The 24,566-nt window shown below is 65.9% G+C and carries 24 protein-coding genes; 21 read left to right on the forward strand and 3 right to left on the reverse strand.

Annotated elements, in window-relative coordinates:
- Positions 1-71 precede the first annotated feature (71 nt).
- The gene (locus WK25_RS05280) at positions 72-3,269 is read right to left on the reverse strand and encodes an Rne/Rng family ribonuclease (protein WP_069241132.1); all 3,198 of its coding nucleotides are present in this window, start codon (positions 3,267-3,269) and stop codon (positions 72-74) included.
- Positions 3,270-3,993: 724 nt separating this feature from the next.
- Between WK25_RS05280 and WK25_RS05285 the strand changes: the two genes are divergently transcribed.
- Genes WK25_RS05285 through WK25_RS05300 form a run of 4 tightly spaced genes read left to right on the forward strand, consistent with a single transcriptional unit; the run spans position 3,994 to position 7,076 of the window.
- A complete protein-coding gene (locus tag WK25_RS05285; protein ID WP_040143748.1) occupies positions 3,994-4,998 on the forward strand; it encodes an RluA family pseudouridine synthase in 1,005 nt (334 codons plus the stop codon).
- A 6-nt stretch (positions 4,999-5,004) separates the two neighbouring features.
- Positions 5,005-5,664 carry an HAD-IA family hydrolase gene (locus WK25_RS05290; protein ID WP_040143749.1) on the forward strand — a complete coding sequence of 220 codons (660 nt, stop codon included), beginning with the start codon at positions 5,005-5,007 and terminating at the stop codon, positions 5,662-5,664.
- A complete protein-coding gene (locus WK25_RS05295) occupies positions 5,661-6,071 on the forward strand; it encodes a Rieske (2Fe-2S) protein (protein ID WP_040144908.1) in 411 nt (136 codons plus the stop codon). The genes WK25_RS05290 and WK25_RS05295 overlap by 4 nt, the downstream gene beginning before the upstream one ends.
- A 12-nt stretch (positions 6,072-6,083) precedes the next feature.
- On the forward strand, positions 6,084-7,076 hold the full coding sequence (locus WK25_RS05300) for a S49 family peptidase (RefSeq protein ID WP_069241133.1): 993 nt from the start codon (positions 6,084-6,086) through the stop codon (positions 7,074-7,076).
- Positions 7,077-7,165: 89 nt separating this feature from the next.
- Here the strand turns inward: WK25_RS05300 and WK25_RS05305 are convergent, their stop codons facing one another.
- Together WK25_RS05305 and WK25_RS05310 are read right to left on the reverse strand one after the other, a co-directional pair.
- Positions 7,166-7,888, reverse strand: coding sequence for an SAM-dependent methyltransferase (locus WK25_RS05305; RefSeq protein WP_069241134.1), 723 nt, complete (start codon positions 7,886-7,888; stop codon positions 7,166-7,168).
- The gene (locus WK25_RS05310) at positions 7,885-8,514 is read right to left on the reverse strand and encodes a Maf-like protein (RefSeq protein ID WP_040143752.1); all 630 of its coding nucleotides are present in this window, start codon (positions 8,512-8,514) and stop codon (positions 7,885-7,887) included. Before WK25_RS05310 ends, WK25_RS05305 begins: the two co-directional genes overlap by 4 nt.
- 257 nt (positions 8,515-8,771) lie before the next feature.
- Between WK25_RS05310 and WK25_RS05315 the strand changes: the two genes are divergently transcribed.
- The 17 genes from WK25_RS05315 (at position 8,772) to rnc (ending at position 24,532) form a co-directional block, all read left to right on the forward strand.
- A complete protein-coding gene (locus tag WK25_RS05315; protein ID WP_040143753.1) occupies positions 8,772-9,407 on the forward strand; it encodes a DUF177 domain-containing protein in 636 nt (211 codons plus the stop codon).
- Between the two features lie 97 nt (positions 9,408-9,504).
- Positions 9,505-9,684, forward strand: coding sequence for a 50S ribosomal protein L32 (rpmF, locus tag WK25_RS05320; protein WP_006051932.1), 180 nt, complete (start codon positions 9,505-9,507; stop codon positions 9,682-9,684).
- A 129-nt stretch (positions 9,685-9,813) separates the two neighbouring features.
- Positions 9,814-10,920, forward strand: a complete 1,107-nt coding sequence (plsX, locus tag WK25_RS05325) for a phosphate acyltransferase PlsX (RefSeq protein WP_059543782.1) — start codon at positions 9,814-9,816, stop codon at positions 10,918-10,920.
- On the forward strand, positions 10,921-11,910 hold the full coding sequence (locus WK25_RS05330; RefSeq protein ID WP_069241135.1) for a beta-ketoacyl-ACP synthase III: 990 nt from the start codon (positions 10,921-10,923) through the stop codon (positions 11,908-11,910).
- Positions 11,911-11,995: 85 nt separating this feature from the next.
- Positions 11,996-12,928: an ACP S-malonyltransferase gene (gene fabD / locus WK25_RS05335; protein ID WP_040143756.1), complete on the forward strand. Its 933-nt coding sequence runs from the start codon at positions 11,996-11,998 to the stop codon at positions 12,926-12,928.
- A gap of 36 nt (positions 12,929-12,964) precedes the next feature.
- Positions 12,965-13,714: a 3-oxoacyl-ACP reductase FabG gene (gene fabG / locus WK25_RS05340; RefSeq protein ID WP_040143757.1), complete on the forward strand. Its 750-nt coding sequence runs from the start codon at positions 12,965-12,967 to the stop codon at positions 13,712-13,714.
- A 144-nt stretch (positions 13,715-13,858) separates the two neighbouring features.
- Positions 13,859-14,098, forward strand: a complete 240-nt coding sequence (gene acpP, locus WK25_RS05345; protein WP_004197638.1) for an acyl carrier protein — start codon at positions 13,859-13,861, stop codon at positions 14,096-14,098.
- A 161-nt stretch (positions 14,099-14,259) separates the two neighbouring features.
- A complete protein-coding gene (gene fabF / locus WK25_RS05350) occupies positions 14,260-15,492 on the forward strand; it encodes a beta-ketoacyl-ACP synthase II (RefSeq protein WP_040143758.1) in 1,233 nt (410 codons plus the stop codon).
- A gap of 12 nt (positions 15,493-15,504) precedes the next feature.
- Positions 15,505-15,969, forward strand: a complete 465-nt coding sequence (locus WK25_RS05355) for a hypothetical protein (protein WP_040143759.1) — start codon at positions 15,505-15,507, stop codon at positions 15,967-15,969.
- A 91-nt stretch (positions 15,970-16,060) separates the two neighbouring features.
- Positions 16,061-16,660: an RNA polymerase sigma factor RpoE gene (gene rpoE / locus WK25_RS05360; protein WP_014897654.1), complete on the forward strand. Its 600-nt coding sequence runs from the start codon at positions 16,061-16,063 to the stop codon at positions 16,658-16,660.
- Positions 16,661-16,748: 88 nt separating this feature from the next.
- Positions 16,749-17,366 (forward strand): sigma-E factor negative regulatory protein, encoded by a 618-nt coding sequence (locus WK25_RS05365; RefSeq protein WP_040143760.1) that lies wholly within the window; start codon positions 16,749-16,751, stop codon positions 17,364-17,366.
- Between the two features lie 5 nt (positions 17,367-17,371).
- Positions 17,372-18,424: a MucB/RseB C-terminal domain-containing protein gene (locus tag WK25_RS05370; RefSeq protein WP_059543781.1), complete on the forward strand. Its 1,053-nt coding sequence runs from the start codon at positions 17,372-17,374 to the stop codon at positions 18,422-18,424.
- A 16-nt stretch (positions 18,425-18,440) separates the two neighbouring features.
- On the forward strand, positions 18,441-19,940 hold the full coding sequence (locus WK25_RS05375) for a DegQ family serine endoprotease (protein WP_059543779.1): 1,500 nt from the start codon (positions 18,441-18,443) through the stop codon (positions 19,938-19,940).
- A 7-nt stretch (positions 19,941-19,947) separates the two neighbouring features.
- A complete protein-coding gene (locus WK25_RS05380; RefSeq protein ID WP_040143763.1) occupies positions 19,948-20,184 on the forward strand; it encodes a glutaredoxin family protein in 237 nt (78 codons plus the stop codon).
- A gap of 219 nt (positions 20,185-20,403) precedes the next feature.
- A complete protein-coding gene (gene lepA, locus WK25_RS05385) occupies positions 20,404-22,197 on the forward strand; it encodes a translation elongation factor 4 (protein ID WP_040143764.1) in 1,794 nt (597 codons plus the stop codon).
- A gap of 16 nt (positions 22,198-22,213) precedes the next feature.
- Positions 22,214-23,107 carry a signal peptidase I gene (gene lepB, locus WK25_RS05390; protein ID WP_040143765.1) on the forward strand — a complete coding sequence of 298 codons (894 nt, stop codon included), beginning with the start codon at positions 22,214-22,216 and terminating at the stop codon, positions 23,105-23,107.
- 153 nt (positions 23,108-23,260) lie between these two features.
- On the forward strand, positions 23,261-24,532 hold the full coding sequence (gene rnc, locus WK25_RS05395; protein WP_059543777.1) for a ribonuclease III: 1,272 nt from the start codon (positions 23,261-23,263) through the stop codon (positions 24,530-24,532).
- Positions 24,533-24,566: the final 34 nt, after the last annotated feature.

Consider the following 24,566-nt stretch of genomic DNA (forward strand, 5'->3'; position numbering starts at 1 on the left):
CCCGCAGCGCGGAAAAGAAAAAGCCCGCCGGGCTGCGGCGGGCTTTTCGTGGTCGGTCGATGCGGCGCCGCTTAACGCTGCGACGTTTCGACCTGCTGCATCGGGGTCGGGTCGACCGGCGGCAGCGCCTTGCGTTCGCGCGGCACGCGAACCGGACGCGGCAGGCGCGACGCGGCTTCCTGCGCGGCGCGAAGCTTGTCGGCATCCGTGTTCACCCACACGAGGCCCGCTTGTTGCAGCACGGCATCGAGGCTCGACGGAGCGGCGGCAGCAGCCGATTGGTCGGACGCCAGTGCCGGTGCGACAGCGGCTTGCACCGGTGCGGCTTCAACCTGAGCCGGTTCGACAGCTGCCGGAGCCGTTTCGGCCGCGGCGACCGGGGCCGGTGCAGCTTGCTCGACGGGCGCGGACTGCTGCACTTCGACGGCAACCGGCGCGGCCGGCACTTCCGTGGCCGGCACTTCGAACGCGTCGGTCGGCGACACCTCGACCGGAGCCGGACCCGCCTCCGCTGCGGCGGCCGATGCGACCGTTGCGACCGTTGCGACCGTTGCGACCGGGGTCGGTTCGGCTGCCGGCGCGACCGGCGCGGGCTGCTCGACCGGCGCAATCGGCGCGACCGGCGTCGCTTCGACGCGAACCGGTGCCGATTGCGGCTCGACTGCAGCCGGTGCCGGCGCCGGTGCTTCGGCGCGCTGCTCGACTGCGGCTTCGGCAATCGCGGCGCCTGCTGCGGCGACAGTTGCCACCGCGGCCGGTGCGGCCGTGTGGGCTGGCTCGATCGCGCTCGGGTCTGCCGTCGTCAAGGCCTGCACGGCGGCTTCACCGTCGGCGCCATGCTCGACGACTGCGCCTTCGTCTTCGCGCTCGCGACGACCGCCACGACGACCGCGGCGGCGGCGACGACGTTCCTCGCCGTCACGTGCACCGGCTTCCGCGTCGGCAGCGACTTCGGCGCCCGGCAGGGCGGTTGCGACGGCCTGTTCGGCGTCGGCTTCCGGATGGTTCTCGCCACGGGTCACGGTCTCGAGCGTAGCCGCATGTTGCGTTGGCTTGCGGCGCTCACCGCGCTCGCGACGCTCGCCGCGTTCCTGGCGTTCGCCGCGTCCGGCTGCTTCGACGGCTTCCGGCTGCTCGGTGCGCTCGCGCGGTTCGCGATTTTCGCGCGGTTCACGGCTTTCACGCGGCTCGCGCGCTTCGCGGCCTTCGCGGGGGCCACGGCCCTCGCGACCTTCGCGGCCCTCACGACCTTCACGACCTTCACGGTTTTCGCGCGGCTCGCGGGCTTCGCGCGGTTCGCGACCCTCGCGGGGTTCACGCGGCTCGCGTGCTTCCTTGCCCTCGCGTTCCTGGCGCGGCTTGTCGCGGCTTGCCGCGGCTTGATCGCGGCCGCCCTGCGCCTGTTGCGCGCTGCCGCGACGGTTGCGGTTGCGATCGCCGCCGCGCTGCTCGGTCTTCTCGGTCCGCTCACGGACCGGACGTGCAGCCTGTTCCTTCGCGGGTGCCGGCGCAACCGGCGCGGGCGCAGGAGCCGGCGACATGCCGAACAGACCCTTCAACCAGCCGATGAAGCCGCCGCTTGCCGGGACGACCGGCGCGGGCGCCGCAACCGGCTCGACCGGGCGCTGCGGTGCCGGGCTCGGTGCCGGGCGCTCGGGCGTGATGCCCTTGACCGCCGCTTCCTGCTTCGGCTTCACGTCGGCTGCGCGCTTGCTGTAGCCGGTTTCCGACTCCAGTTCGCGAGCGGCTTCCTCGGCCATTTTCCAGGATGCGCGCGGATCGTCGAGGCGCGCGTCGTCGTGGCGCAGGCGTTCGAGCTTGTAGTGCGGCGTATCGAGGTGCTTGTTCGGGATCAGCACGATCCCGACCTTGAAGCGTGACTCGATCTTGTTGATTTCCTGACGCTTCTCATTCAGCAGGAAGGCGGTCACCTCGACCGGCACCTGGCAGTGGATCGCCGCGGTGTTTTCCTTCATCGCTTCTTCCTGAATGATCCGCAGCACCTGCAGTGCGGACGATTCGGTGTCGCGGATGTGGCCGGTGCCGTTACAGCGCGGGCACGTCACGTGGCTGCCTTCCGACAGCGCCGGGCGCAGTCGCTGGCGCGACAGTTCCATCAGGCCGAAGCGGGAGATCTTGCCCATTTGCACGCGTGCACGGTCGTGCTTGAGCGCGTCCTTCAGGCGCTGCTCGACTTCACGCTGGCTCTTCGCCGACTCCATGTCGATGAAGTCGATCACGATCAGGCCGCCGAGGTCGCGCAGGCGCAACTGGCGGGCCACTTCGTCGGCCGCTTCGAGGTTCGTGCGGGTCGCCGTTTCCTCGATGTCTGCGCCCTTGGTCGCACGTGCGGAGTTCACGTCGATCGCCACGAGCGCTTCGGTATGGTCGATCACGATCGCGCCACCCGACGGCAGCGGCACCGTGCGCGAGTACGCGGTCTCGATCTGGTGCTCGATCTGGAAACGGGAGAACAGCGGCACGTCGTCGTGGTAGCGCTTCACCTTCGACACGTTGTCCGGCATCACGATGTCCATGAATGCGCGGGCCTGATCGTGGATCTCGGTCGTGTCGATCAGGATTTCGCCGATATCCGGCTGGAAATAGTCCCGGATCGCTCGGATCACGAGGCTCGATTCCAGATAGATCAGCATCGGCTGGCCGGGATTGCCGCTTTGCGATGCCGCCTCGATTGCGCGCCACAGCTGCAGCAGGTAGTTCAGATCCCACTGCAGTTCCTCGGCGCTGCGGCCGATGCCTGCGGTGCGGGCGATCATGCTCATCCCGTCCGGAATCTGCAGCTGCGCCATGGTTTCGCGCAGTTCCTGGCGCTCGTCGCCTTCGATCCGGCGCGACACGCCGCCGCCGCGCGGGTTGTTCGGCATCAGCACGAGATAGCGGCCGGCGAGCGAGATGAACGTCGTGAGGGCTGCGCCCTTGTTGCCGCGCTCTTCCTTTTCGACCTGGACGATCAGCTCCTGGCCTTCGCGCAGGGCATCCTGGATGCGCGCGGAGCGCATGTCGACGCCTTCCTTGAAGTACTGGCGGGCGACTTCCTTGAACGGCAGGAAGCCGTGGCGGTCTTCGCCGTAGTTGACGAAGCAGGCTTCGAGCGACGGCTCGATGCGGGTAACGACACCTTTGTAGATATTGCCCTTGCGCTGTTCGCGCCCGGCTGTCTCGATGTCGATGTCGATGAGCTTCTGCCCATCGACGATGGCGACGCGCAGCTCCTCCTGCTGCGTCGCATTGAACAGCATGCGTTTCATGAACGACTCCAGGCGGCTCTGCTGCCGGCGCCTCGCGGTTGTCAGTCGCGAGGGCGGGAACGACGGCAGGCCGCGCCTTGTTGTGTTGTCACAAGCACGCTGGAGCGGGAAGGATGGCGGGGAGAATTGCCTGAAGAGGCGCTTGGGCCCGAAAAACGGGGCCGGCGGCCATAGGGCACCTGCGAACACGGCTTCAAAGCACGGCGTCCACACACCGCACGCTGCAAAAGCGCGCTAAGCCTGAGACCGGGGCACTGCCACGGGGCGCGCGCAATGCGTCGCGCGCGCCGACGGGCGGCAGATGCTGCGGCTTGGGCCGCAGCGGGGAGTATCGAATCCAGCCCGACTTTCCCGCCTGGGGTGTACTTCCCTGGTTTGACGTCGCCAAGCCCCGCACGCTTCGCGGGGCCAAATCGGGCGCAACGCCGTAATTTTCGCAACCGGCAGCCTGCGGACGCACTTCGCGCCGTCGGGCTGCCGATCAAATTCTTTTCAACCAACTTTCCGTTACCGCGGCGCCTTGCCGACCGAATCCGCCTGTGGGCGCGATCCTTGCCGACGGGCGGCGCCGTGCGTGCAACTTGCTGCATCTCTTTGGTTAGGGGCGAGCAGCGGACCCCCGGCGCAAGTAAAATAGCGGTTTGCGCTTGCGCCTTGCCCGATTCAGCCGGGGCCGGCCTGTCAGGCCACCCTCAACGTCAGGCTGGGCAAAATTATATTCAGTATGAATGAGTTAGGCAAAATATCCCAGAATTCGGTCGCAAGCGGCCAGGTATCGCTGATCCAGATCGACGAAAACTCGGCCGGTCAGCGGATCGACAACTTCCTGCTGCGCGTCTGTAAAGGCGTGCCCAAGAGCCATATTTACCGGATCCTGCGCAGCGGCGAAGTGCGTGTGAACAAGGGCCGGGTCGACGCGCAGTACCGCCTCGCATTCGGCGATCTCGTGCGCGTGCCGCCGGTGCGCGTCGCGGCCGCCGATCTCGCGCGCGCCGACACGCCGATCGTGCCGCCCGCCCACTTCGACGTGCTTTACGAAGACGACGCAATGCTCGTCATCGACAAGCCGGCCGGCGTCGCGGTGCATGGCGGCAGCGGTGTCGCGTTCGGCGTAATCGAGCAGATGCGCCAGGCGCGCCCGCGCGCGAAATTCCTCGAACTCGTGCATCGGCTCGACCGCGAGACGTCCGGCATCCTGATGCTCGCGAAAAAACGCTCGGCGCTTGTCGGCCTCCACGAGCAGATCCGCGAAAACCGGATGGACAAGCGGTACTTCGCATGCGGACACGGCGAATGGCAGCCCGACTGGGGCCGGCGCCGCGCGGTGAAAGCGCCGCTGTTCAAGTATTCGACCCCGGAAGGGGAGCGGCGCGTGCGCGTGCAGGACGACGGACTGCCGTCGCATACGGTGTTCAACCTGCTCGACACGTGGCCCGGTTACGCGCTCGTCGAAGCGGAACTCAAAACCGGTCGCACCCATCAGATCCGGGTGCACCTCGCACATCTTGGCCTGCCGATCGCCGGCGACGCCAAGTACGGCGATTTTGCACTGAACAAGGCGCTGGCGCGCGCGAACGCGCAGCCATCGCTCAAACGGATGTTCCTGCATGCGCACCGCCTGAAGCTTGCGCACCCGCTGACCGGCGACGCGCTGCAGTTCGACGCGCCGCTGCCCGACGAATGCAGGCGCTTTCTCGACCAACTCAGCGCTCTGCGCGATACCGCCTGACTTCGCATGGCTCGACAGCAATTTGATCTGATCGTCTTTGACTGGGACGGCACGCTGATGGATTCGACTGCGCACATCGCGTACAGCATCCAGGCCGCGTGCCGCGATCTCGGCCTGCCCAAGCCGTCCGACGAGGCGTCCCGCTACGTCATCGGGCTCGGCCTTCGCGATGCGCTGCAGATTGCCGCTCCGACCCTCGATCCATCCGACTACCCGCGGCTCGCCGAGCGCTATCGTTATCACTATCTGCTCGACGACCAACGCATCGAGCTCTTTGCCGGCGTGCGGGAACTGCTCGCAGAGCTGCGCGACCTGGGCTACCTGCTCGCGGTCGCGACCGGCAAGGGCCGGGTCGGGCTGAACCGGGTGCTCGATCAGTCGAAGCTGACGAGCATGTTCGATGCAACACGCTGTGCAGACGAGACTTTCTCGAAGCCGCATCCGGCCATGCTTCACGAACTGACCCGCGAATTGGGGCAGGATCTTGCCCGCACGGTGATGATCGGCGACACGACGCACGACCTTCAGATGGCCGCGAGTGCCGGCGCGGCCGGTGTCGGCGTCTCGTATGGCGCGCACACGGCCGATGCGCTGGCCGCGCTGGCGCCGCGCTTCGTTGCGCCGGACGTCGTCGCGCTCGCCGCATGGCTGCGGGAGCACGCATGAGCGGCGCGCCGCAAGCCGTACGCGTGTGCGCATCCGATGCGCTGATCGACGGCGGCACCGGCGTGCGCGTCGACGCAACATTGCGCGGCGAACAGGCGGTCGTCTTCTTCGTGCGCTACGACGGCCGCGCTTATGGCTATCTGAACCGCTGCGCGCACGTGCCGATGGAACTCGACTGGGCCGAAGGGCAATTTTTCGAATCGTCGGGCCTCTATCTGATGTGCGCGACGCATGGCGCGATCTACGCGCCGGATACCGGCAAATGCGTCGGCGGCCCGTGCCGCGGCGGCCGTCTGCGGCCGGTCGAAGTCGACGAGCGCGACACGCCCGACGGCCGTGCGGTATTCTGGGTGCCCGATGCCGACCTGCGTCCTGCGGCTCCGGCCGCTCCCGCCACGAACGATTGACGACACCACTGCATGGCCGACCTACCGAACACTCCTGATTCCTCGTCCCGTTCCGACAGCCGCGAACCGACCTGGGAGCGCGCGGCGCTCGAGCGGATCGCGCTCGCGGCCGTCAAGGAACAGCGCGCGGCGCGGCGCTGGAAGATCTTCTTCCGTTTCGCGTTCCTCGGCGTGTTCGTGTTGCTCGCGTTCGCGCTGATCGATTTCTCGAGCGACGCGAAGTTCTCGACGAGTGGGCGCCATACGGCGCTCGTCACGATCGACGGCGAGATCGCGGCCGGCACCAACGCGAACGCGGAAGACATCAACACGGCGCTCGATGCCGCGTTCGACGACGACGGCACCGCCGGCGTCGTGCTGCGGATCAACAGCCCGGGCGGCAGTCCGGTGCAGGCCGGGATGGTCTACGACGAGATCCGCCGGCTGCGCAACAAGTATCCGAACAAGCCGCTGTACGTGGTCGTGACCGACATGTGCGCATCCGGCGGTTATTACATCGCGTCGGCAGCCGACAAGATCTTCGTCGACAAGGCGAGCATCGTCGGGTCGATCGGCGTGCTGATGGACGGCTTCGGCTTCACGGGCCTGATGGGCAAGCTCGGCGTCGAGCGCCGCCTGCACACATCGGGCGAAAACAAGGGCTTCTACGATCCGTTCTCGCCCGAGACGCCGAAGATGGACGCCCATGCACAGGAGCTGCTCGATCAGGTTCACGCGCAGTTCATCAAGGCCGTGAAGGATGGCCGCGGCAAGCGGCTGCATGAGACGCCCGACATGTTCTCCGGCTTGTTCTGGACGGGCAAGAAAAGCGTCGAACTCGGCCTTGCCGACGGCTATGGCACGACCGATACGGTCGCGCGCGACGTGCTGAAGGCGCCCGACCTCGTCGACTATACGGTGAAGGAAAGCCTGACCAACCGCGTTGCGCGCAAGTTCGGCGCGGCAGTCGGCGGTGCGGCGATGAAGGCGCTCGCCGCGGGCGGCGCGTCGTTCAACTTGCGCTGAGCGGCCGCCCGCCGGTCTGCGCGGGCGGCGAACACGGCCGGGCGCAACGCCGCTTCGCCGCGCCGCCGTGACGGCTGCGGGCGCGCGCGTCAGTTCGCGAGCAGCAGGAAGATCGCCGGACGCTTGTGCAGATTGGGCGCTGGCGCCTTTTTCCAGTCGGCCACCGAACGGCTCGCGATCGTCTCCGTTTCGAGGGTCAGGTCGGCCGCGACGCAGATCTGCGTCGACGGCGCGCAGGTCGCGACCAGCGTGTCGAGCATCGCGTGATTGCGGTACGGCGTCTCGATGAAGATTTGCGTCTGGCGCGCCTTGCGCGACAACTGCTCGAGCTCGCGCAGACGCTTTGCGCGTGCGGTCGCATCGACCGGCAGATAGCCGTTGAACGCGAAACTCTGGCCGTTCAGCCCTGACGCCATCAGCGCGAGCAGGATCGAGCTCGGTCCGACGAGCGGCACGACTTTCACGCCGCGCTCGTGCGCACGACGCACGAGCAGTGCACCGGGATCGGCAACGGCAGGGCAGCCGGCCTCGGACACGAGCCCGGCGTCCGCGCCCGCCAGCACCGGCGCAAGCAGGCGGTCGATCTCGCCGGCCGGCGTGTTGACGTTCAGTTCGCGGATCTCGATTTCCTGGATTGGCCGAGTCGTGCCGATCTTCTTCAGGAACGCGCGCGTCGTTTTCGCGTTCTCGCCGATGTAATAGCCGAGCGTGCCGGCGCGCGCCTGCACGGCCGCGGGCAGCACGGCGGCGAGCATCGATGCATCGCCTTCGCCGAGGGTGTTCGGGACGAGATAAAGCGTGCCGGCCGTCATGCGCGATCTCCTTGGTGAGCGAACACCGGGTAGCCGGCCGCGCGCAGCATCCGCGTGAGCGCGATCAGCGGCAGGCCGACGAGGGCCGTCGGGTCGCTGGAGTCGATCGCGTCGAGCAGCGCTATCCCGAGCCCTTCGGACTTCGCGCTGCCGGCGACGTCGTACGGCGTTTCCGCGCGCAGGTACGCATCGAGTTCGGCTTCGGGCAGCGTGCGAAAGCGCACGTGCGTAACGACGTCCTCGCTCTGCGTTTCGCCGGTGCGGCTGTCGTACAGGCTGAGCGCACTGTGAAACTCGACGTCGCGACCCTGCATCGACACGAGTTGCGCGAGTGCGCGCTCGTGCGTGCCCGGCTTGCCGATCTGCAGCCCGTCGAACGTCGCGACCTGGTCCGACCCGATCACGAGCACGCCGTCCGGCGCATCGATGGCCGCGGCAACGGCCCGCGCCTTTGCGGCCGCGAGCCGCAGCGCCGTCGCGGCGGGCGTTTCGTCGGCGAGCGGGGTTTCGTCGATGTCGGGCGACACGACGTCGAACGGTATGCCGAGGCGCTCGAGGAGCGTGCGGCGGTAGCGGGAACTGGAGGCGAGAATCAGCCGCGGCAGGCGGCAAACGGTATCCGGCATGGTCGATTGGGTCGGTGAATCGTCAGGTGTGATGCGGCGTTGCGCGGACGCAAGCATAAGTGATTGACCGTAAAAGGTAAAACAGGTATGCTTTCCCGCTTTTCGTCGGCAGGCTTTCGTTGTGGTGGCGCCTGCCGGGTCTTCGGAAGTAAAGTTACGTCAATCGTGCGTGGCCCAGATCACGAACGACGGCGGCGCCGAATGCGCGACGTCGGCAAGCCGGATCCCGCAAGTCAGCCCGTGGACAGGAGCGCAACATGAACACTTCTTCTGGCAAGCCTGCGGCAGCGCTTGATCCGCACGCAGTCGACCTGTTCGAATTTGCCCGCAGCGGGCGGCAGGCAGCGGGGGCGGTGCGCCTTTCGCAGATGCCGCGCATGCTGAACGAAGTGCCGGCGGACGCGCCCGATCGCGACACGGTCTTCACGTGGCAGGCCGAAGGGTTCACCCAGAAGGAGTTGCAGGACGACGGCTCCGACGGGCAGCAGCCGTATCTGCGTCTCGCGGTGCACGGCCACGCGTGGCTTACGTGCCAGCGCTGCATGACTCCGTACGACCAGACGTTCGACGTCGACATGACGTACCGGATCGTCGCGACCGAAGAAGAAGCTGAAGAATTTCCGCTCGACGACGATGAAGCCGATGTGATCGTGGGCTCGCGCCAGTTCGATCTCGTCGACTTGATCGAAGAGGAATTGCTGCTTTCGCTGCCGCTCGTGCCCAAGCACGAGGTTTGCCCGGCAGTTCACGAAAGTCTCGTGTCGGGCGCGAGCGGTCCTTCGGAAGACGCGGACGACGAGTTCGCCGAAGACGAGGACGAAGGCAAACGGCCGAATCCGTTCGCAGCGCTGGAAGCGCTGAAGAAGGGCGGAGACGGCAGCAAGAAACACTAAGCAGTTGTGGCGCGGGAAGGCGTAGGGCTTTGGGCCAGGGTAGTTAAGCGCCGGATCGGGCTGTGTTAGAATCCGGAAAATTATTTAGGAGTTAGTCATGGCAGTCCAGCAAAACAAGAAGTCGCCGTCGAAGCGCGGCATGCATCGTTCGCACGATTTCCTGACGGCAGCGCCGCTGGCAGTCGAGCCGAGCACGGGTGAAGTGCACCTGCGTCACCACGTCAGCCCGAACGGCTACTATCGCGGCAAGAAAGTCGTCAAGACGAAGAACGACTAAGCGTCAAGTCACGCGTTGCGCGCTACGCTCGCCGTTCGCGTGACAACTGGTTCGCTTGACACTTTCCTGGCTCAACAAAAAGGCGGCATTCAACTGCCGCTTTTTTGTGCCTGAAATTCGTCGCATTCCATGACCGTAAAGCTCACAATCGATTGCATGGGAGGCGACCACGGCCCGTCCGTGACCGTTCCCGCGGCAGTCAAGTTCGTCCGCGCGCATCCCGATGCGCACCTGATGCTCGTCGGCATCGAAAGCGCGATTCGCGCTCAGCTGAAAAAGCTGAAAGCCCTCGACGATCCCGCGCTGACCATCGTGCCCGCCACCGAAGTCGTGGCGATGGACGACCCTGTCGAAGTCGCGCTGCGCAAGAAGAAGGATTCTTCGATGCGTGTCGCGCTCAACCACGTGAAGGAAGGCGCGGCGCAGGCCTGCATCTCCGCCGGCAACACCGGCGCGCTGATGGCCGTCTCCCGATACGTGCTCAAGACGCTGCCCGGCATCGAGCGGCCCGCGATTGCATTCGCGCTGCCGAACCCGACCGGCTACACGATGATGCTGGACCTCGGCGCGAACGTCGACTGCGAGCCGCAGCACCTGCTGCAGTTCGCAGAGATGGGGCACGCGCTCGTCGCCGCGCTCGAAGGCAAGGAGCGTCCTACGATCGGTCTCCTGAACATCGGCGAAGAAGTCATCAAGGGCAACGAGACGATCAAACGTGCCGGCGAACTGCTGCGCGCGAGCACGCTGAATTTCCGCGGCAACGTCGAAGGCAACGACATCTACAAGGGCACGGTGGACGTGATCGTCTGCGACGGTTTCGTCGGCAACGTCGCGCTGAAGACGTCCGAAGGGCTCGCGCAGATGCTGTCCGACATCATCCGCGAGGAGTTCGGCCGTTCGCTGATGTCGAAGCTGATGGCGGTGCTCGCGCTGCCGGTGCTGATGCGTTTCAAGAAGCGCGTCGACCACCGCCAGTACAACGGTGCGGCGCTCCTGGGGCTGAAGAGCCTCGTGATCAAGAGCCACGGTTCGGCCGACGCGTACGCGTTTGAGTGGGCGATCAAACGCGGGTATGATGCCGTCAAAAACGGCGTGCTGGAGCGCCTTACGCGCGCGATGGCGGACAATTCGGTGTCGCTCGGCGACGGCGAACACGACGCAGGCGGCGCGGGCCATGCGAGCCCGGCCGCAGGCCATCACGCCGAACCTTCCGCTGCGCAATCCTCTAAAGCATAAATGGCCCAATCGACTCTCTACTCCCGCGTGCTCGGCACGGGCAGCTATCTGCCGCCCGACCGCGTCACGAACCAGCAGCTTGCCGATCGTCTCGCGAAGGAAGGCATCGAGACGAGCGATGAATGGATCGTTGCGCGCACGGGCATCCACGCGCGCCATTTCGCCGCGCCGGACGTCACGACCAGCGATCTCGCGCTCGAAGCGTCGCGGCGGGCGATCGAGGCGGCCGACATCGATCCGCAGTCGATCGATCTGATCATCGTCGCGACTTCGACCCCCGATTTCGTGTTCCCCAGCGCCGCATGCCTGCTGCAGAACAAGCTGGGCATCAAGAACGGCGGCGCCGCGTTCGACGTGCAGGCCGTATGCTCGGGCTTCGCGTATGCGATGGCCACGGCCGACAGCTTCATCCGCAGCGGCCAGCACCGCACGGCGTTGATCGTCGGCGCGGAGACGTTCTCGCGCATTCTCGATTTCAAGGACCGCACCACCTGCGTGCTGTTCGGCGACGGCGCGGGCGCCGTGGTCCTGTCCGCGTCGGAAGAGCCGGGCGTGCTCGGCAGCGCGCTGCATGCGGACGGCAGCTACTCGAACATCCTCTGCACGCCGGGCAACGTCAATCGCGGCGTGATCGACGGCAGCGCGTTCCTGCACATGGACGGGCAGGCGGTATTCAAGCTCGCGGTCAACGTGCTCGAAAAGGTCGCGATCGAGGCGCTCGCGAAGGCGAATCTCGCCCCTGAGCAGATCGACTGGCTGATTCCGCACCAGGCGAACATCCGCATCATGACCAGCACCTGCCGCAAGCTCGGCTTGCCGCAGGAGCGCATGGTCGTGACGGTCGATCAGCACGGCAACACGTCGGCTGCATCGATCCCGCTGGCGCTCGACGCCGCGGTGCGCGACGGCCGCATCCAGCGCGGTCAGCACGTGCTGATCGAAGGTGTCGGCGGCGGCTTCACCTGGGGCGCGTCGGTCTTCCGCTTCTGATCCGCGGCGCGCAATGGCTGCGCGCGGATCTCGAACCGGCGCGCCGTTCGCGCGCGCCGTCCGAATCGATTCAATTGGGGACGATATGAAATTTGCATTCGTATTTCCGGGGCAGGGCTCGCAGTCGGTCGGCATGCTCAACGCCTTCGCCGACCTGGCCGTCGTGCGCGAGACGCTCCAGGAAGCATCCGATGCACTCAATCAGGATATCGGCAAGCTGATCGCCGAAGGTCCGGCCGAAGAGCTGAATCTGACCACCAACACGCAGCCCGTGATGCTGACGGCCGCGTACGCGTGCTATCGCGCATGGCAGCAGGCCGGCGGCCCGGCGCCGTCGATCGTCGCGGGGCACAGCCTCGGCGAGTACACGGCGCTGGTCGCCGCGGGCGCGATCGCGTTCAAGGATGCGGTGCCGCTCGTGCGTTTCCGCGCACAGGCGATGCAGACGGCCGTGCCGGTCGGGCAGGGCGGCATGGCCGCGATCCTGGGGCTCGATGACGACACGGTGCGTGCGGTATGCACCGAAGCCGCAGAAGCGGGCGTCGTCGAAGCCGTGAACTTCAACGCGCCGGCGCAGGTCGTGATCGCGGGCGCGAAGGCTGCCGTCGAGAAGGCGTGCGAAATCGCGAAGGCGAAGGGCGCGAAGCGCGCGTTGCCGCTGCCGGTGTCGGCGCCGTTCCACTCGTCGCTGCTCAAACCGGCGTCGGATCAACTGCGCGACTATCTCGCGAACGTCGACGTGAAGGCGCCGCAGATTCCGGTCGTGAACAACATCGACGTCGCCGTGGTCAGCGATCCGGCCGCGATCAAGGACGCGCTGGTGCGCCAGGCCGCCGGCCCGGTGCGCTGGGTCGAATGCGTGCAGCACATCGCGGGTACGGGTGTCACGCACGTGATCGAATGCGGCCCGGGCAAGGTGCTGGCAGGCCTGACGAAACGCATCGACGGCAACCTGGTGGGCGCCTCGGTGTTCGATCCGGCTTCGCTCGACGAAGCGCTGAAGCTCGCGACCGCCTGACGCGGCGCCTTTCCTCAAGAGACGGATAATCGATTCATGGAAAAGACTCTCGATAAACAGGTTGCGATCGTGACCGGCGCATCGCGCGGCATCGGCCGGGCGATCGCGCTCGAACTCGCGCGTCTCGGCGCGACGGTGATCGGCACGGCGACGAGCGAATCGGGCGCTGCCGCGATCACCGCCGGGTTCGCGGAAGCGGGCGTGACGGGCCGCGGCGCGGTGCTGAACGTCAACGACGCGGCGGCTGCCGAGGCGCTGATCGACGCGACCGTGAAGGAATTCGGCGCGCTCAACGTGCTGGTCAACAACGCGGGTATCACGCAGGACCAGCTCGCGATGCGGATGAAGGACGAGGACTGGGACGCGGTGATCGACACCAACCTGAAGTCGGTGTTCCGCCTGTCGCGCGCGGTGCTGCGCCCGATGATGAAGGCCCGCGGCGGCCGCATCATCAACATCACGTCGGTGGTCGGCTCGGCCGGCAATCCGGGCCAGGCCAACTACGCGGCCGCGAAGGCCGGCGTGGCCGGCATGACCCGCGCGCTCGCGCGAGAGATCGGCAGCCGTGGCATCACGGTGAACTGCGTCGCGCCGGGCTTCATCGATACCGACATGACCAAGACGCTGCCGGAAGAGCAGCAGGCCGCGCTCAAGACCCAGATTCCGCTCGGCCGCCTCGGCAGCCCGGAAGACATCGCCCATGCCGTCGCGTTCCTCGCATCGCCGCAGGCCGGTTACATCACCGGCACGACGCTGCACGTGAACGGCGGCATGTACATGTCGTAACGGTTTTCGTTTACCATCCGCGCCGTATCCGGTTTTTCAGGCGGAACGGCGCTTGATCGACCATCAAGCCAACGCGCGTTTTGGCGTCAGCAAACCTGATAAAATGCGCGCACTTGTAAATCTGAACTTTCCCTCGGAGGGGTAATGGACAACATCGAACAACGTGTCAAGAAGATCGTCGCCGAACAACTGGGCGTCGCCGAAGCCGAGATCAAGAACGAAGCTTCGTTCGTGAACGACCTGGGCGCCGACTCGCTCGACACCGTCGAACTGGTGATGGCTCTGGAAGACGAGTTCGGCATGGAAATCCCGGACGAAGAAGCAGAGAAGATCACGACGGTTCAGCAAGCGATCGACTACGCTCGCGCGAACGTCAAGGCGTAAGCGCCTTCGCGCTTGACTGCCACGTCGCCGCGATCTTCGCGTTTGACGCGCCGTCCTGCCGGCAACCGCGCCGGACGGACTAACAGCCACAGGGCTCGCAGGGCTGGTTCCTGTGGCCACTGTGGCTTTTGCTTTTGTCATCCAATGGAAAAGAGGTTACCGTGAGCCGCCGTCGTGTTGTCGTTACAGGCCTGGGGCTGATTTCGCCTGTTGGCAATAATGTTGCCGACGGCTGGGCCAATCTCGTCGCCGGCAAGTCCGGCATCGCCACCGTCACGAAGTTCGATCCGTCGAACCTCGCTTGCCATTTCGCGGGTGAGGTGAAGGGTTTCAGCGCCGAGGAATACATTCCGGCGAAGGAAGCCCGCAACATGGATACGTTCATCCATTACGGCATCGCAGCCGGCGTCCAGGCCATCCGGGACAGCGGTCTCGAAGTGAACGAAGCCAATGCTGAACGAATCGGCGTGCTGGTCGGCTCCGGCATCGGCGGCCTGCCGATGATCGAAGACACGCACCAGACGTACGTCGATCGCGGCGCACGCCGGATTTCGCCGTTTTTCGTGCCGGGTTCGATCATCAACATGATCTCGGGCCACCTGAGCATCATGTTCGGCCTGAAGGGCCCGAACCTCGCCGCCGTCACAGCCTGCACGACCGGTCTGCACAGCATCGGCCTCGCCGCGCGCCTGATCCAGGCCGGCGACGCCGACGTGATGGTCGCCGGTGGTGCCGAATCGACTGTGTCGCCGCTCGGCATTGGCGGCTTCGCGGCTGCACGTGCGCTGTCGACCCGCAACGACGATCCGGCCACCGCGTCCCGTCCGTGGGACAAGGACCGCGACGGTTTCGTGCTGGGCGAGGGTGCGGGCGTGATGGTGCTCGAGGAGTACGAAGCGGCGAAGGCGCGTGGCGCGAAGATCTATGCGGAAGTCTCCGGCTTCGGCATGACGGGCGATGCGTACCACATGACCGCGCCGAACATGGATGGCCCGCGCCGCTGCATGGTCGCGGCGCTGCGCGACGCCGGCGTGAACCCGGATGAAGTCCAGTACCTGAACGCGCACGGCACGTCGACGCCACTCGGCGACAAGAACGAGTCGGACGCGGTGAAGGCGGCGTTCGGCGAGCATGCGTACAAGATCGTCGTGAACTCGACGAAGTCGATGACGGGCCACCTGCTGGGTGGCGCGGGCGGCCTCGAGTCGGTGTTCACGGTGCTCGCGCTGCACAACAACGTGTCGCCGCCGACCATCAACATCTTCAACCAGGACCCCGAGTGCGATCTCGATTACTGCGCGAACACCGCGCGTGACATGAAGATCGACGTGGCCGTGAAGAACAACTTCGGCTTCGGCGGTACCAACGGCACGCTGGTGTTCAAGCGCGTCTGACGCAGCAATCGCTTGACGAGTCCATTCGATGCTCCGGCCGGGCGTCCGCAGCGCTTTGCGTTGCGGACCTCGGCCGTGTTGTATCTCGTGCTGGCCGTATTCGTCGCGGCCGCCGCCGCTTCCGCGTACCTGTTCTGGGCGCCGCGGGCCGGCGCGGTTGCCGGCGCGTGCGTGTCCGCGGCCACGGCCGCGCTGCTGGCTGTGTGCGCCGCACGGGCTTGTGCCCGCCGCCTGCCTGCCGAGCTGCAGATCGATGCGTTCGGGGAGATTGCGGCGTTTGGTCGCACCGGGTGCCTGCTGGCCCGCGGTCGCGTAACAGGCCATGCGCACTGGAGCAGCCTGCTGCTCGTGCTGTCGGTCGGGCAGGGTGCCCGGCCAGCGCGGCCGCTGCTGATTCCGGCCGATGCGCTCGACGCCGCGTCGTTCAGCGCGCTGTCGGTGCTGGCGCGTACCGCCGGCGCAGCAGGGCGGGCGTGATGGCGGCGCGGTTACGGACCGTAACCAGCGGCCAGCGCCGGAACGCTACAATAACGCTCCGCGTTGCATCCCTAGTTAACGGATTTGTCAGGTGAGTGAAAAAGAAATCGATCAGGCTCTGGTCGAGCGCGTACAGAAGGGCGACAAGGCAGCGTTCGAACTCCTGGTCTCCAAATACCACCGCAAGATCATTCGGCTGATCTCGCGCCTCGTGCGGGATCCCGCCGAGGTCGAGGATGTGGCCCAGGACGCGTTCATCAAGGCGTATCGTGCGCTGCCGCAATTTCGCGGCGAGTCGGCGTTCTACACGTGGTTGTACCGGATTGCCGTCAATACGGCGAAGAACTACCTTGCGACGCAGGGCCGCCGGGCGCCGACCTCGACCGAGGCCGATGCCGAGGAAGCTGAAACTTTCTCGGACGCAGACCAACTAAGGGATATCAACACGCCTGAGTCGATGTTGATGAGCAAGCAGATTGCCGAGACGGTCAACGCTGCGATGGCTCTGTTGCCCGAAGAACTGCGCCAGGCAATCACGCTGCGCGAGATCGAAGGCCTGAGCTACGAAGAGATCGCGGAAATGATGGATTGTCCGATCGGGACGGTCCGGTCGCGAATCTTCCGTGCGCGCGAGGCGATCGCTGCGAAATTGCGTCCGCTGCTCGATACGCCCGAAGGCAAGCGCTGGTAAGCGCGATGGGCGCAACGACGCGGGTCGGGGTCTAGTTACGGATAGAGTCGTGGAATCACGACGGGGTGTGTGCAAGATGGGGAGCATCATGGGGTCGGTCAATACGCAGTCGCAAGCGTGCTCGCGCGGCGAGCGCCTTTCCGCTCTGGTCGACGGTGAACTGTTCGACGGCCCGGATCACGGGCAGTTTCTGGCTGAGCTCGACCGCGCGGATCGCGCTGCGTGGGCCCATTACCACCTGATCGGCGATGCGCTGCGCTCCGACGAGCTCGCGCTGTCGCCGGCAACCAGCGCCGCGTTCACCGCACGCATGTCGGCCGCGCTCGAAAGCGAGCCGCACCTGCTCGCGCCGGCTGCAGCGCCGGTCGCCCGCAAGCTGCTGTCGCTGCGCCGCCGTGTCGTGCCCGCATTCGCGGTGGCCGCCGCGGCCGCCACGCTGACCTGGATCGTCGTCCCGCAGATGCAAACGGCCGGTTCGCCTGGCGCCGTCCAGGTTGCGTCGGCAGGCGCGCCGCAGAATGGCAGCCTGCAGCGCGTGACGGTTGCGCAGGCATCGGCTCAGCCGGGCCTGCAGGACGTCAACATCATCCGCGACGCGAGTCTCGACCAATACCTCGAAGCGCACCAGCAATTCGCGCAGCAGCCCGTCGTCACGGGTTCGATGCCGCTGATCCGCGCTGCCGTGACCACCACGCCAGGCCAATAAACCCGATGCGGACATTGCAGTTGAATCACGCCATCTCCGGATGGAAGCGGCTGCCGGCCCTCCTGCTTTGCGCAGCCGCCCTGTTGTCCGTTCAATCCCTCCCAGCCAGCGCCCAGCAACCGGACGATCCCGTCGCGACCCGCAAGGGTGCGGCGGAGTGGCTCGACCGTATCCAGCAGGCCGCGCAACAGCAAAGCTACGAGGGCACGTTCGTCTACCAGCGCGGCGCGTACGTACAGTCGTCGCGCATCGCGCACGTGGCATCCCGCGACGGCGAGTTCGAGCGGATCGAATCGCTCGACGGCAAGCCGCGCAAGGTACTGCGGCACAACGACGAGCTGTACACGTTCGTGCCCGAGCGCAAACTCTGCGTGGTCGAACGCCGCCAGACGCGCGATTCGTTTCCCGCGCTGCTCGGCGCGGGCGGCGAGCACGTGATGTCCGTCTATGACGCGAAGCTGCTCGGCAAGGATCGCGTCGCGGGGATCGACGCGCAGGTCGTCGAGCTCGTTCCCAAGGATGCGTACCGCTTCACGTACAAGCTGTGGGCCGATGCCCGCACCGGGCTTCTGCTGCGATCGCAGACGCTCGACGCGAACGATCACGTGCTCGAGCAGGTCGCGTTCTCGCAACTGCAGACGGGCGGTTCCACCGGCGACAAGTCCGCGATCGCGGCCGGGATCCGTAATCTAAGCGGCTGGACGGTCGTCCGCCCGCCGGTCGCGACGGTCGACATGGAGGCGCAGGGGTGGCAGATTGCACCGACGATCGCCGGCTTCCGGAAGATTCGCGAGGTGCGCCGGCCGATGGCCGCGCGCGACGCCGGCGATCCGCCGATTCCGGTCGACCAGGCCGTCTTCACCGATGGTCTCGCAACAATTTCGGTGTTCATCGAACCGGCCGAAAAGAATACGCGCAAGGAAGGCGCGGGCAGCACCGGTGCGACCCACGTTCTCGTGAAGCGTCGCGGCGACTACTGGATCACCGTACTCGGCGAAGTGCCGCCGGCCACGTTGCAGCAGTTCGCGTCTGCCATAGAATACAAGGCTTCCAAGTAACGCTACGGCTTCCGACATGACGAAACTCACGCTGCGTAAAGTGCTCGCGGCGGCGGCGCTGTGTGCCTGCCTGCCGCTCGTCCCGCAAACCGCGGCCGCTGTCACGCCTCCCGCTGCCAGCCTTCCCGATTTCGCCGACCTGGTTGAAAAGGTCGGGCCCGCGGTCGTGAATATCCGGACCACCGCCAACGTGCCGGTGCCCGGCCCGCGCGGCGTGCTGCCGCCGGGCTTCGACAACGGCGACATGTCGGAATTCTTCCGGCGCTTCTTCGGCATCCCGCTGCCGCAGGCGCCGGGCAACGGTGGCGGCAACGGGAGTCCGAAAAACGCGCCGGCGCCCGATAACGGGCCCGACACCGAGCAGAACCGCGGCGTCGGTTCCGGCTTCATCGTGTCGGCGGACGGTTACGTGATGACGAATGCGCACGTCGTCGACGATGCGGACACCATCTACGTGACGCTGACCGACAAGCGCGAGTTCAAGGCGAAGCTGATCGGCGTCGACGACCGCACGGACGTGGCCGTCGTCAAGATCCAGGCGTCGAACCTGCCGGTTGTCGCGATCGGCGATTCGAACAAGGTGCGGGTGGGCGAGTGGGTCGTCGCAATCGGCTCGCCGTTCGGCCTCGACAACACCGTGACGGCCGGCATCGTCAGCTCGAAGAGCCGCAATACCGGCGACTACCTGCCGTTCATCCAGACCGACGTCGCGGTGAACCCGGGCAATTCCGGCGGCCCGCTGATCAACATGCAAGGCGAGGTGATCGGCATCAATTCGCAGATCTACAGCCGCACCGGCGGATTCATGGGCATTTCATTCGCGATCCCGATCGACGAGGCGATGCGCGTGGCCGACCAGCTGAAGGCGACGGGCAAGGTCACGCGCGGCCGCATCGCGGTGGCGATCGGCGAGGTGACGAAGGACGTGGCCGACTCGATCGGGCTGCCGAAGGCGGAAGGCGCGCTCGTCAGCAGCGTCGAACCGGGCGGGCCGGCCGACAAGGCTGGCATCCAGCCGGGCGACATCATCCTGAAATTCAACGGCCGCCCGGTCGATGCCGCGTCGGATCTGCCGCGCATGGTCGGCGACACGAAGCCGGGCACGAAGGCGACCGTCAGCGTGTGGCGCAAGGGTCAGGCGCGCGATCTGCCGATCACGATCGCCGAGACGCCGACGGACACGACCGCGAAGACAGCGCAGCGCAAGAACGTGCCGCAAAAGCCGCGTCAGGCCAATTCGCTCGGCCTGACGGTCAGTGACATTCCGGCGGAGCAGATGAAGTCGCTGAAGCTGAAGAACGGCGTGCAGATCGACGGTGTCGACGGTCCGGCCGTGCGTGCGGGGCTGCAGCGCGGCGATATCGTGCTGCGCGTCGGCGACACGGACATCACGAGCGCGAAGCAGTTCGCCGACGTGACGTCGCAGCTCGATCCGCAGAAGGCCGTCGCGGTGCTCGTGCGGCGCGGCGACAACACGCAGTTCGTGCCGGTGCGTCCGCGCCCGACGCAGAAGTAACGCGCCGATGTTCACACTCTACGGCCGCGGCTGGTGCCATCTGTGCGACGACATGCGCGATGCACTGGCGCCGGTGGCGGCCGAGTTCGGCGTCGCGGTCGACTACGTCGACATCGATGCCGATCCGGCGCTCGTCGCCCGCTATGACGAGGACGTGCCGGTGTTATTGCTGGACGGCGCGGAAGTGTGTCGTCATCGTTTCGACGACGCGAAAGTGCGCGGCGCGCTCGCGGCCCGGCGTTGAACCTTGTCTGGCGCCGATCGATCGTGCCCCATCGGGGCGCGGGGATGGGCTTGGCCGGCCTGATGCTTCGGATGTGGCGCTGACCGGGCGTCTCTAACCGGTCGTCCCAAATTACCGCCCGGCACAGGCCTTTTCGGCTAAAATAGGCCGTTTTTTCACCGACTTACAAGGCGTGCTCCGCAGTCGTCGAGCGCGCCTTTTTCGCTTGATCGGCACTGAATGGATCATATTCGCAATTTCTCGATCATCGCGCACATCGACCATGGCAAGTCGACGCTCGCGGATCGCATCATCCAGGTATGCGGCGGGCTCGCCGACCGTGAAATGGAAGCGCAGGTGCTCGATTCGATGGACATCGAACGCGAGCGCGGCATCACGATCAAGGCGCAGACAGCCGCACTGTCCTATCGCGCCCGCGACGGCAAGGTCTACAACCTGAACCTGATCGATACGCCGGGGCACGTCGACTTCTCGTACGAAGTGAGCCGTTCGCTGTCCGCGTGCGAAGGTGCGCTGCTGGTCGTCGATGCGAGCCAGGGCGTCGAGGCGCAGACGGTCGCGAACTGCTACACCGCGATCGAACTGGGCGTTGAAGTCGTGCCGGTGCTGAACAAGATCGACCTGCCGGCCGCGAACCCCGAGAACGCGATCGAGGAAATCGAGGACGTGATCGGCATCGACGCGACCGACGCGACGCGCTGCAGCGCGAAGACGGGGCTCGGCGTCGAAGACGTGCTCGAGGCGCTGATCGCGAAGGTGCCGCCGCCGAAGGGCGATCCGGCCGCGCCGCTGCAGGCGCTGATCATCGACTCGTGGTTCGACAACTACGTCGGCGTCGTGATGCTCGTGCGCATCGTCAACGGCACGCTGCGTCCGAAGGACAAGATCAAGATGATGGCGACCGGCGCGCAGTATCCGGTCGAGCATATCGGCGTATTCACGCCAAAGTCGCGCAATCTCGAATCGCTGTCGGCGGGGCAGGTGGGCTTCATCATCGCCGGCATCAAGGAACTGACGGCCGCGAAGGTCGGCGACACCGTCACGCACGCGACGAAGGCCGCGACCGAACCGCTGCCGGGCTTCAAGGAAGTGAAGCCGCAGGTGTTCGCCGGCCTCTATCCGGTCGAGGCGAACCAGTACGACGCGCTGCGCGAATCGCTCGAGAAGCTGAAGCTCAACGATGCGTCGCTCCAGTACGAGCCGGAAGTGTCGCAGGCGCTCGGCTTCGGTTTCCGTTGCGGCTTCCTCGGGCTGTTGCACATGGAAATCGTGCAGGAGCGGCTCGAGCGCGAATTCGACATGGACCTCATCACGACCGCACCGACGGTCGTCTATGAGGTGGTGCAGAGCGACGGCTCGACGATCATGGTCGAGAACCCGGCGAAGATGCCCGAGCCGGCGCGCATCGCAGAGATTCGCGAACCGATCGTCACCGTGAACCTGTACATGCCGCAGGACTACGTCGGCTCGGTGATCACGCTGTGCGAGCAGAAGCGCGGCTCGCAGATCAACATGCAGTACCACGGACGCCAGGTGCAGCTCACGTACGAAATCCCGATGGCCGAAATCGTGCTCGACTTCTTCGATCGCCTGAAGTCGGTGTCGCGCGGCTACGCGTCGATGGACTACGAGTTCAAGGAATACCGCACGTCGGACGTCGTTAAGGTCGACATGCTGATCAACGGCGACAAGGTCGACGCGCTGTCGATCATCGTGCACCGGTCGCAGTCGCAGTATCGCGGCCGTGAAGTGGCCGCGAAGATGCGCGAGATCATCCCTCGCCAGATGTACGACGTTGCGATCCAGGCCGCGATCGGCGCGCACATCGTCGCGCGCGAGAACATCAAGGCACTGCGCAAGAACGTGCTCGCGAAGTGCTACGGCGGCGACATCACGCGAAAGAAGAAACTGCTCGAGAAGCAGAAAGAAGGTAAGAAACGCATGAAGCAGGTGGGTTCGGTCGAGATCCCGCAGGAGGCGTTCCTCGCGATCTTGCGCGTCGAAGACAAATAACAGGACTGATCCTTTTATGAATTTTGCGCTGATTCTTTTTGTGCTCGTCGTCGTGACGGGCGTAGCGTGGGTGTTGGACAAACTGGTGTTCCTGCCGCGGCGTCGCAAGGCGGCCGACTCGGCGATCGAGGAGTTCGATCGGCAGCAATCGCGCATCGACAAGCGATTCGCGGACGAAAACGCGGCGCAGACGCGTTCGAAGCTGCGTGACGAAAAGCTGCGCCAGCCCTGGTGGCTCGAGTACACCGCGAGCTTCTTCCCGGTGATCCTCGCTGTGTTCGTCGTGCGTTCGTTCATCGTCGAACCGTTCAAGATCCCGTCCGGCTCGATGGTGCCGACGCTGCTCGTCGGCGACTTCATCCTCGTCAACAAGTTCGAATACGGCCTGCGCCTGCCGGTCACGAACACGAAGATCACGCAGGGCAGCCCGCTGTCGCGCGGCGACGTCGTCGTGTTCCGTTATCCGAAGGACGAGTCGGTCGACTACATCAAGCGCGTGATCGGCCTGCCGGGCGACACGGTTGCCTACCAGGACAAGCAGCTGACGATCAACGGCCAGCCGGTGCCTGAAACGCCGCTGCCCGACTACTTCGACGACGAGCGCCAGAATTACGCGAAGCAGTTCGAGGAAACGATCGGTACGAAGAAGAACGCGATCCTCAACAATCCGGCCGTGCCGCCGTTCGTGATGGGCGCCTACGACTATCCGTATCGCGACAACTGCACGTACAACAGCCGCGGCGTGATCTGCAAGGTGCCGCCCGGGCACTACTTCATGATGGGCGACAACCGCGACAACAGCGCGGACAGCCGCTACTGGGGTTTCGTGCCGGACAACAACATCGTCGGCCGCGCGTTCTTCATCTGGATGAACTTCGGCGATCTGAAGCGCATCGGTTCCTTCAACTGATCTCGTTCGACTCGCATGCAATACGCGACGCACGGGCCGCGTCGCGTATTGCCGAACTACTTTAAGAACCGGCGGTAACACCGTCTCGTCACGCCTTTTCGCGTCCGGCCGTGCCGTTTCGGCCAGACCGGCGCCCGCGTTATACTCCTGCACATGCCCCTATCCCAGTTGGAAAGCCGGCTGCGCTACGAATTTCGCAATGCGGAATTGTTGCGCCAGGCTTTGACCCATCGCAGTCACAGCGCCACGCACAACGAACGGCTCGAGTTTCTCGGCGACTCCGTTCTGAATTGCGCGGTGGCGGCCCTTTTGTTCCAGCGTTTCGGCAAGCTGGACGAAGGCGATCTGTCGCGCGTGCGCGCCAACCTCGTGAAGCAGCAGTCGCTGTACGAAATCGCTCAGGCCCTGAATATTTCCGAAGGGTTGCGGCTGGGCGAGGGCGAGCTGCGCAGCGGCGGTTTCCGCCGCCCGTCGATCCTCGCGGACGCGTTCGAAGCCATCATCGGGGCCGTGTTCCTCGATGGCGGCTTCGAAGCCGCCCAAGGGGTCATCAAGCGTCTCTATATCCCGATTCTCGACCACATCGATCCGCGCACGCTTGGCAAGGACGCGAAGACGCTGCTGCAGGAATACCTGCAGGGGCACAAGATCGCGCTGCCGACCTATACGGTCGTCGCGACGCATGGTGCGGCGCACAATCAGCAGTTCGAGGTCGAATGCACGGTGCCGAAGCTGGACGTGAAGGTGTCGGGTTCCGGCGCGAGCCGCCGTGCGGCGGAGCAGGCGGCCGCGAAGAAGGCGCTCGACGAGGTGCTGGCGGCTGCGCCGATGCTTGCCGCGAAACCGAAGCGTTCGAAAAACGCGCGCGGATCGAAGCATGCGGAGCCTGAAATCGTGCCCGGCGTGAAGGGCGTACAGGAAGCGCTCGACCTTCGTTCTCCGGAACGAAAGGAGCGTGCGGCGGCGCGTGATGCGAAGGCAGCGGCCGCAGCGTCCGGCGCCGGTGCTGAGCCGGCCGAGCGGCCGGCTCAGGCTCCAATGGCGGCGATTCGCGCCGCGCATGTGGAAACGGGCGCGGACAAGGCCGACCGGCCCGCAAAGCAGTCGGCCGACAAACCTGCGGACAAGCCGTCCGAGAAACCGCCGGAGAAGACGTCCGATCGCAACGAGGCGGGCCCGCGCGCCGTGGACAAGCCGTCCGAGCGCGCCGACAAGCCCGCGGAAGGTCCCCGCGCCGGCGACAAGTCGGCGGCTTCGCCGGCCGACCCCGCCGCGACGCCGGCCGACAAGCCGGCTTCGGGTTCCGACGTCGCGGCGCGGCCCGCTCCGCGCGCGCGCGATGCCGCGACGTCCGACACCGAGACGCCGGCCGGCGGTGCGAGCCTCGCTGCCGCCCAGGCGCGTGCGGCCGATGCCGGCCACTGAATTGCCCATCGATCGCGCCGCGCGCCGCGCGGCC

The sequence above is a fragment of the Burkholderia latens genome, assembly GCF_001718795.1.
In the GTDB taxonomy this organism is placed as follows: domain Bacteria; phylum Pseudomonadota; class Gammaproteobacteria; order Burkholderiales; family Burkholderiaceae; genus Burkholderia; species Burkholderia latens_A.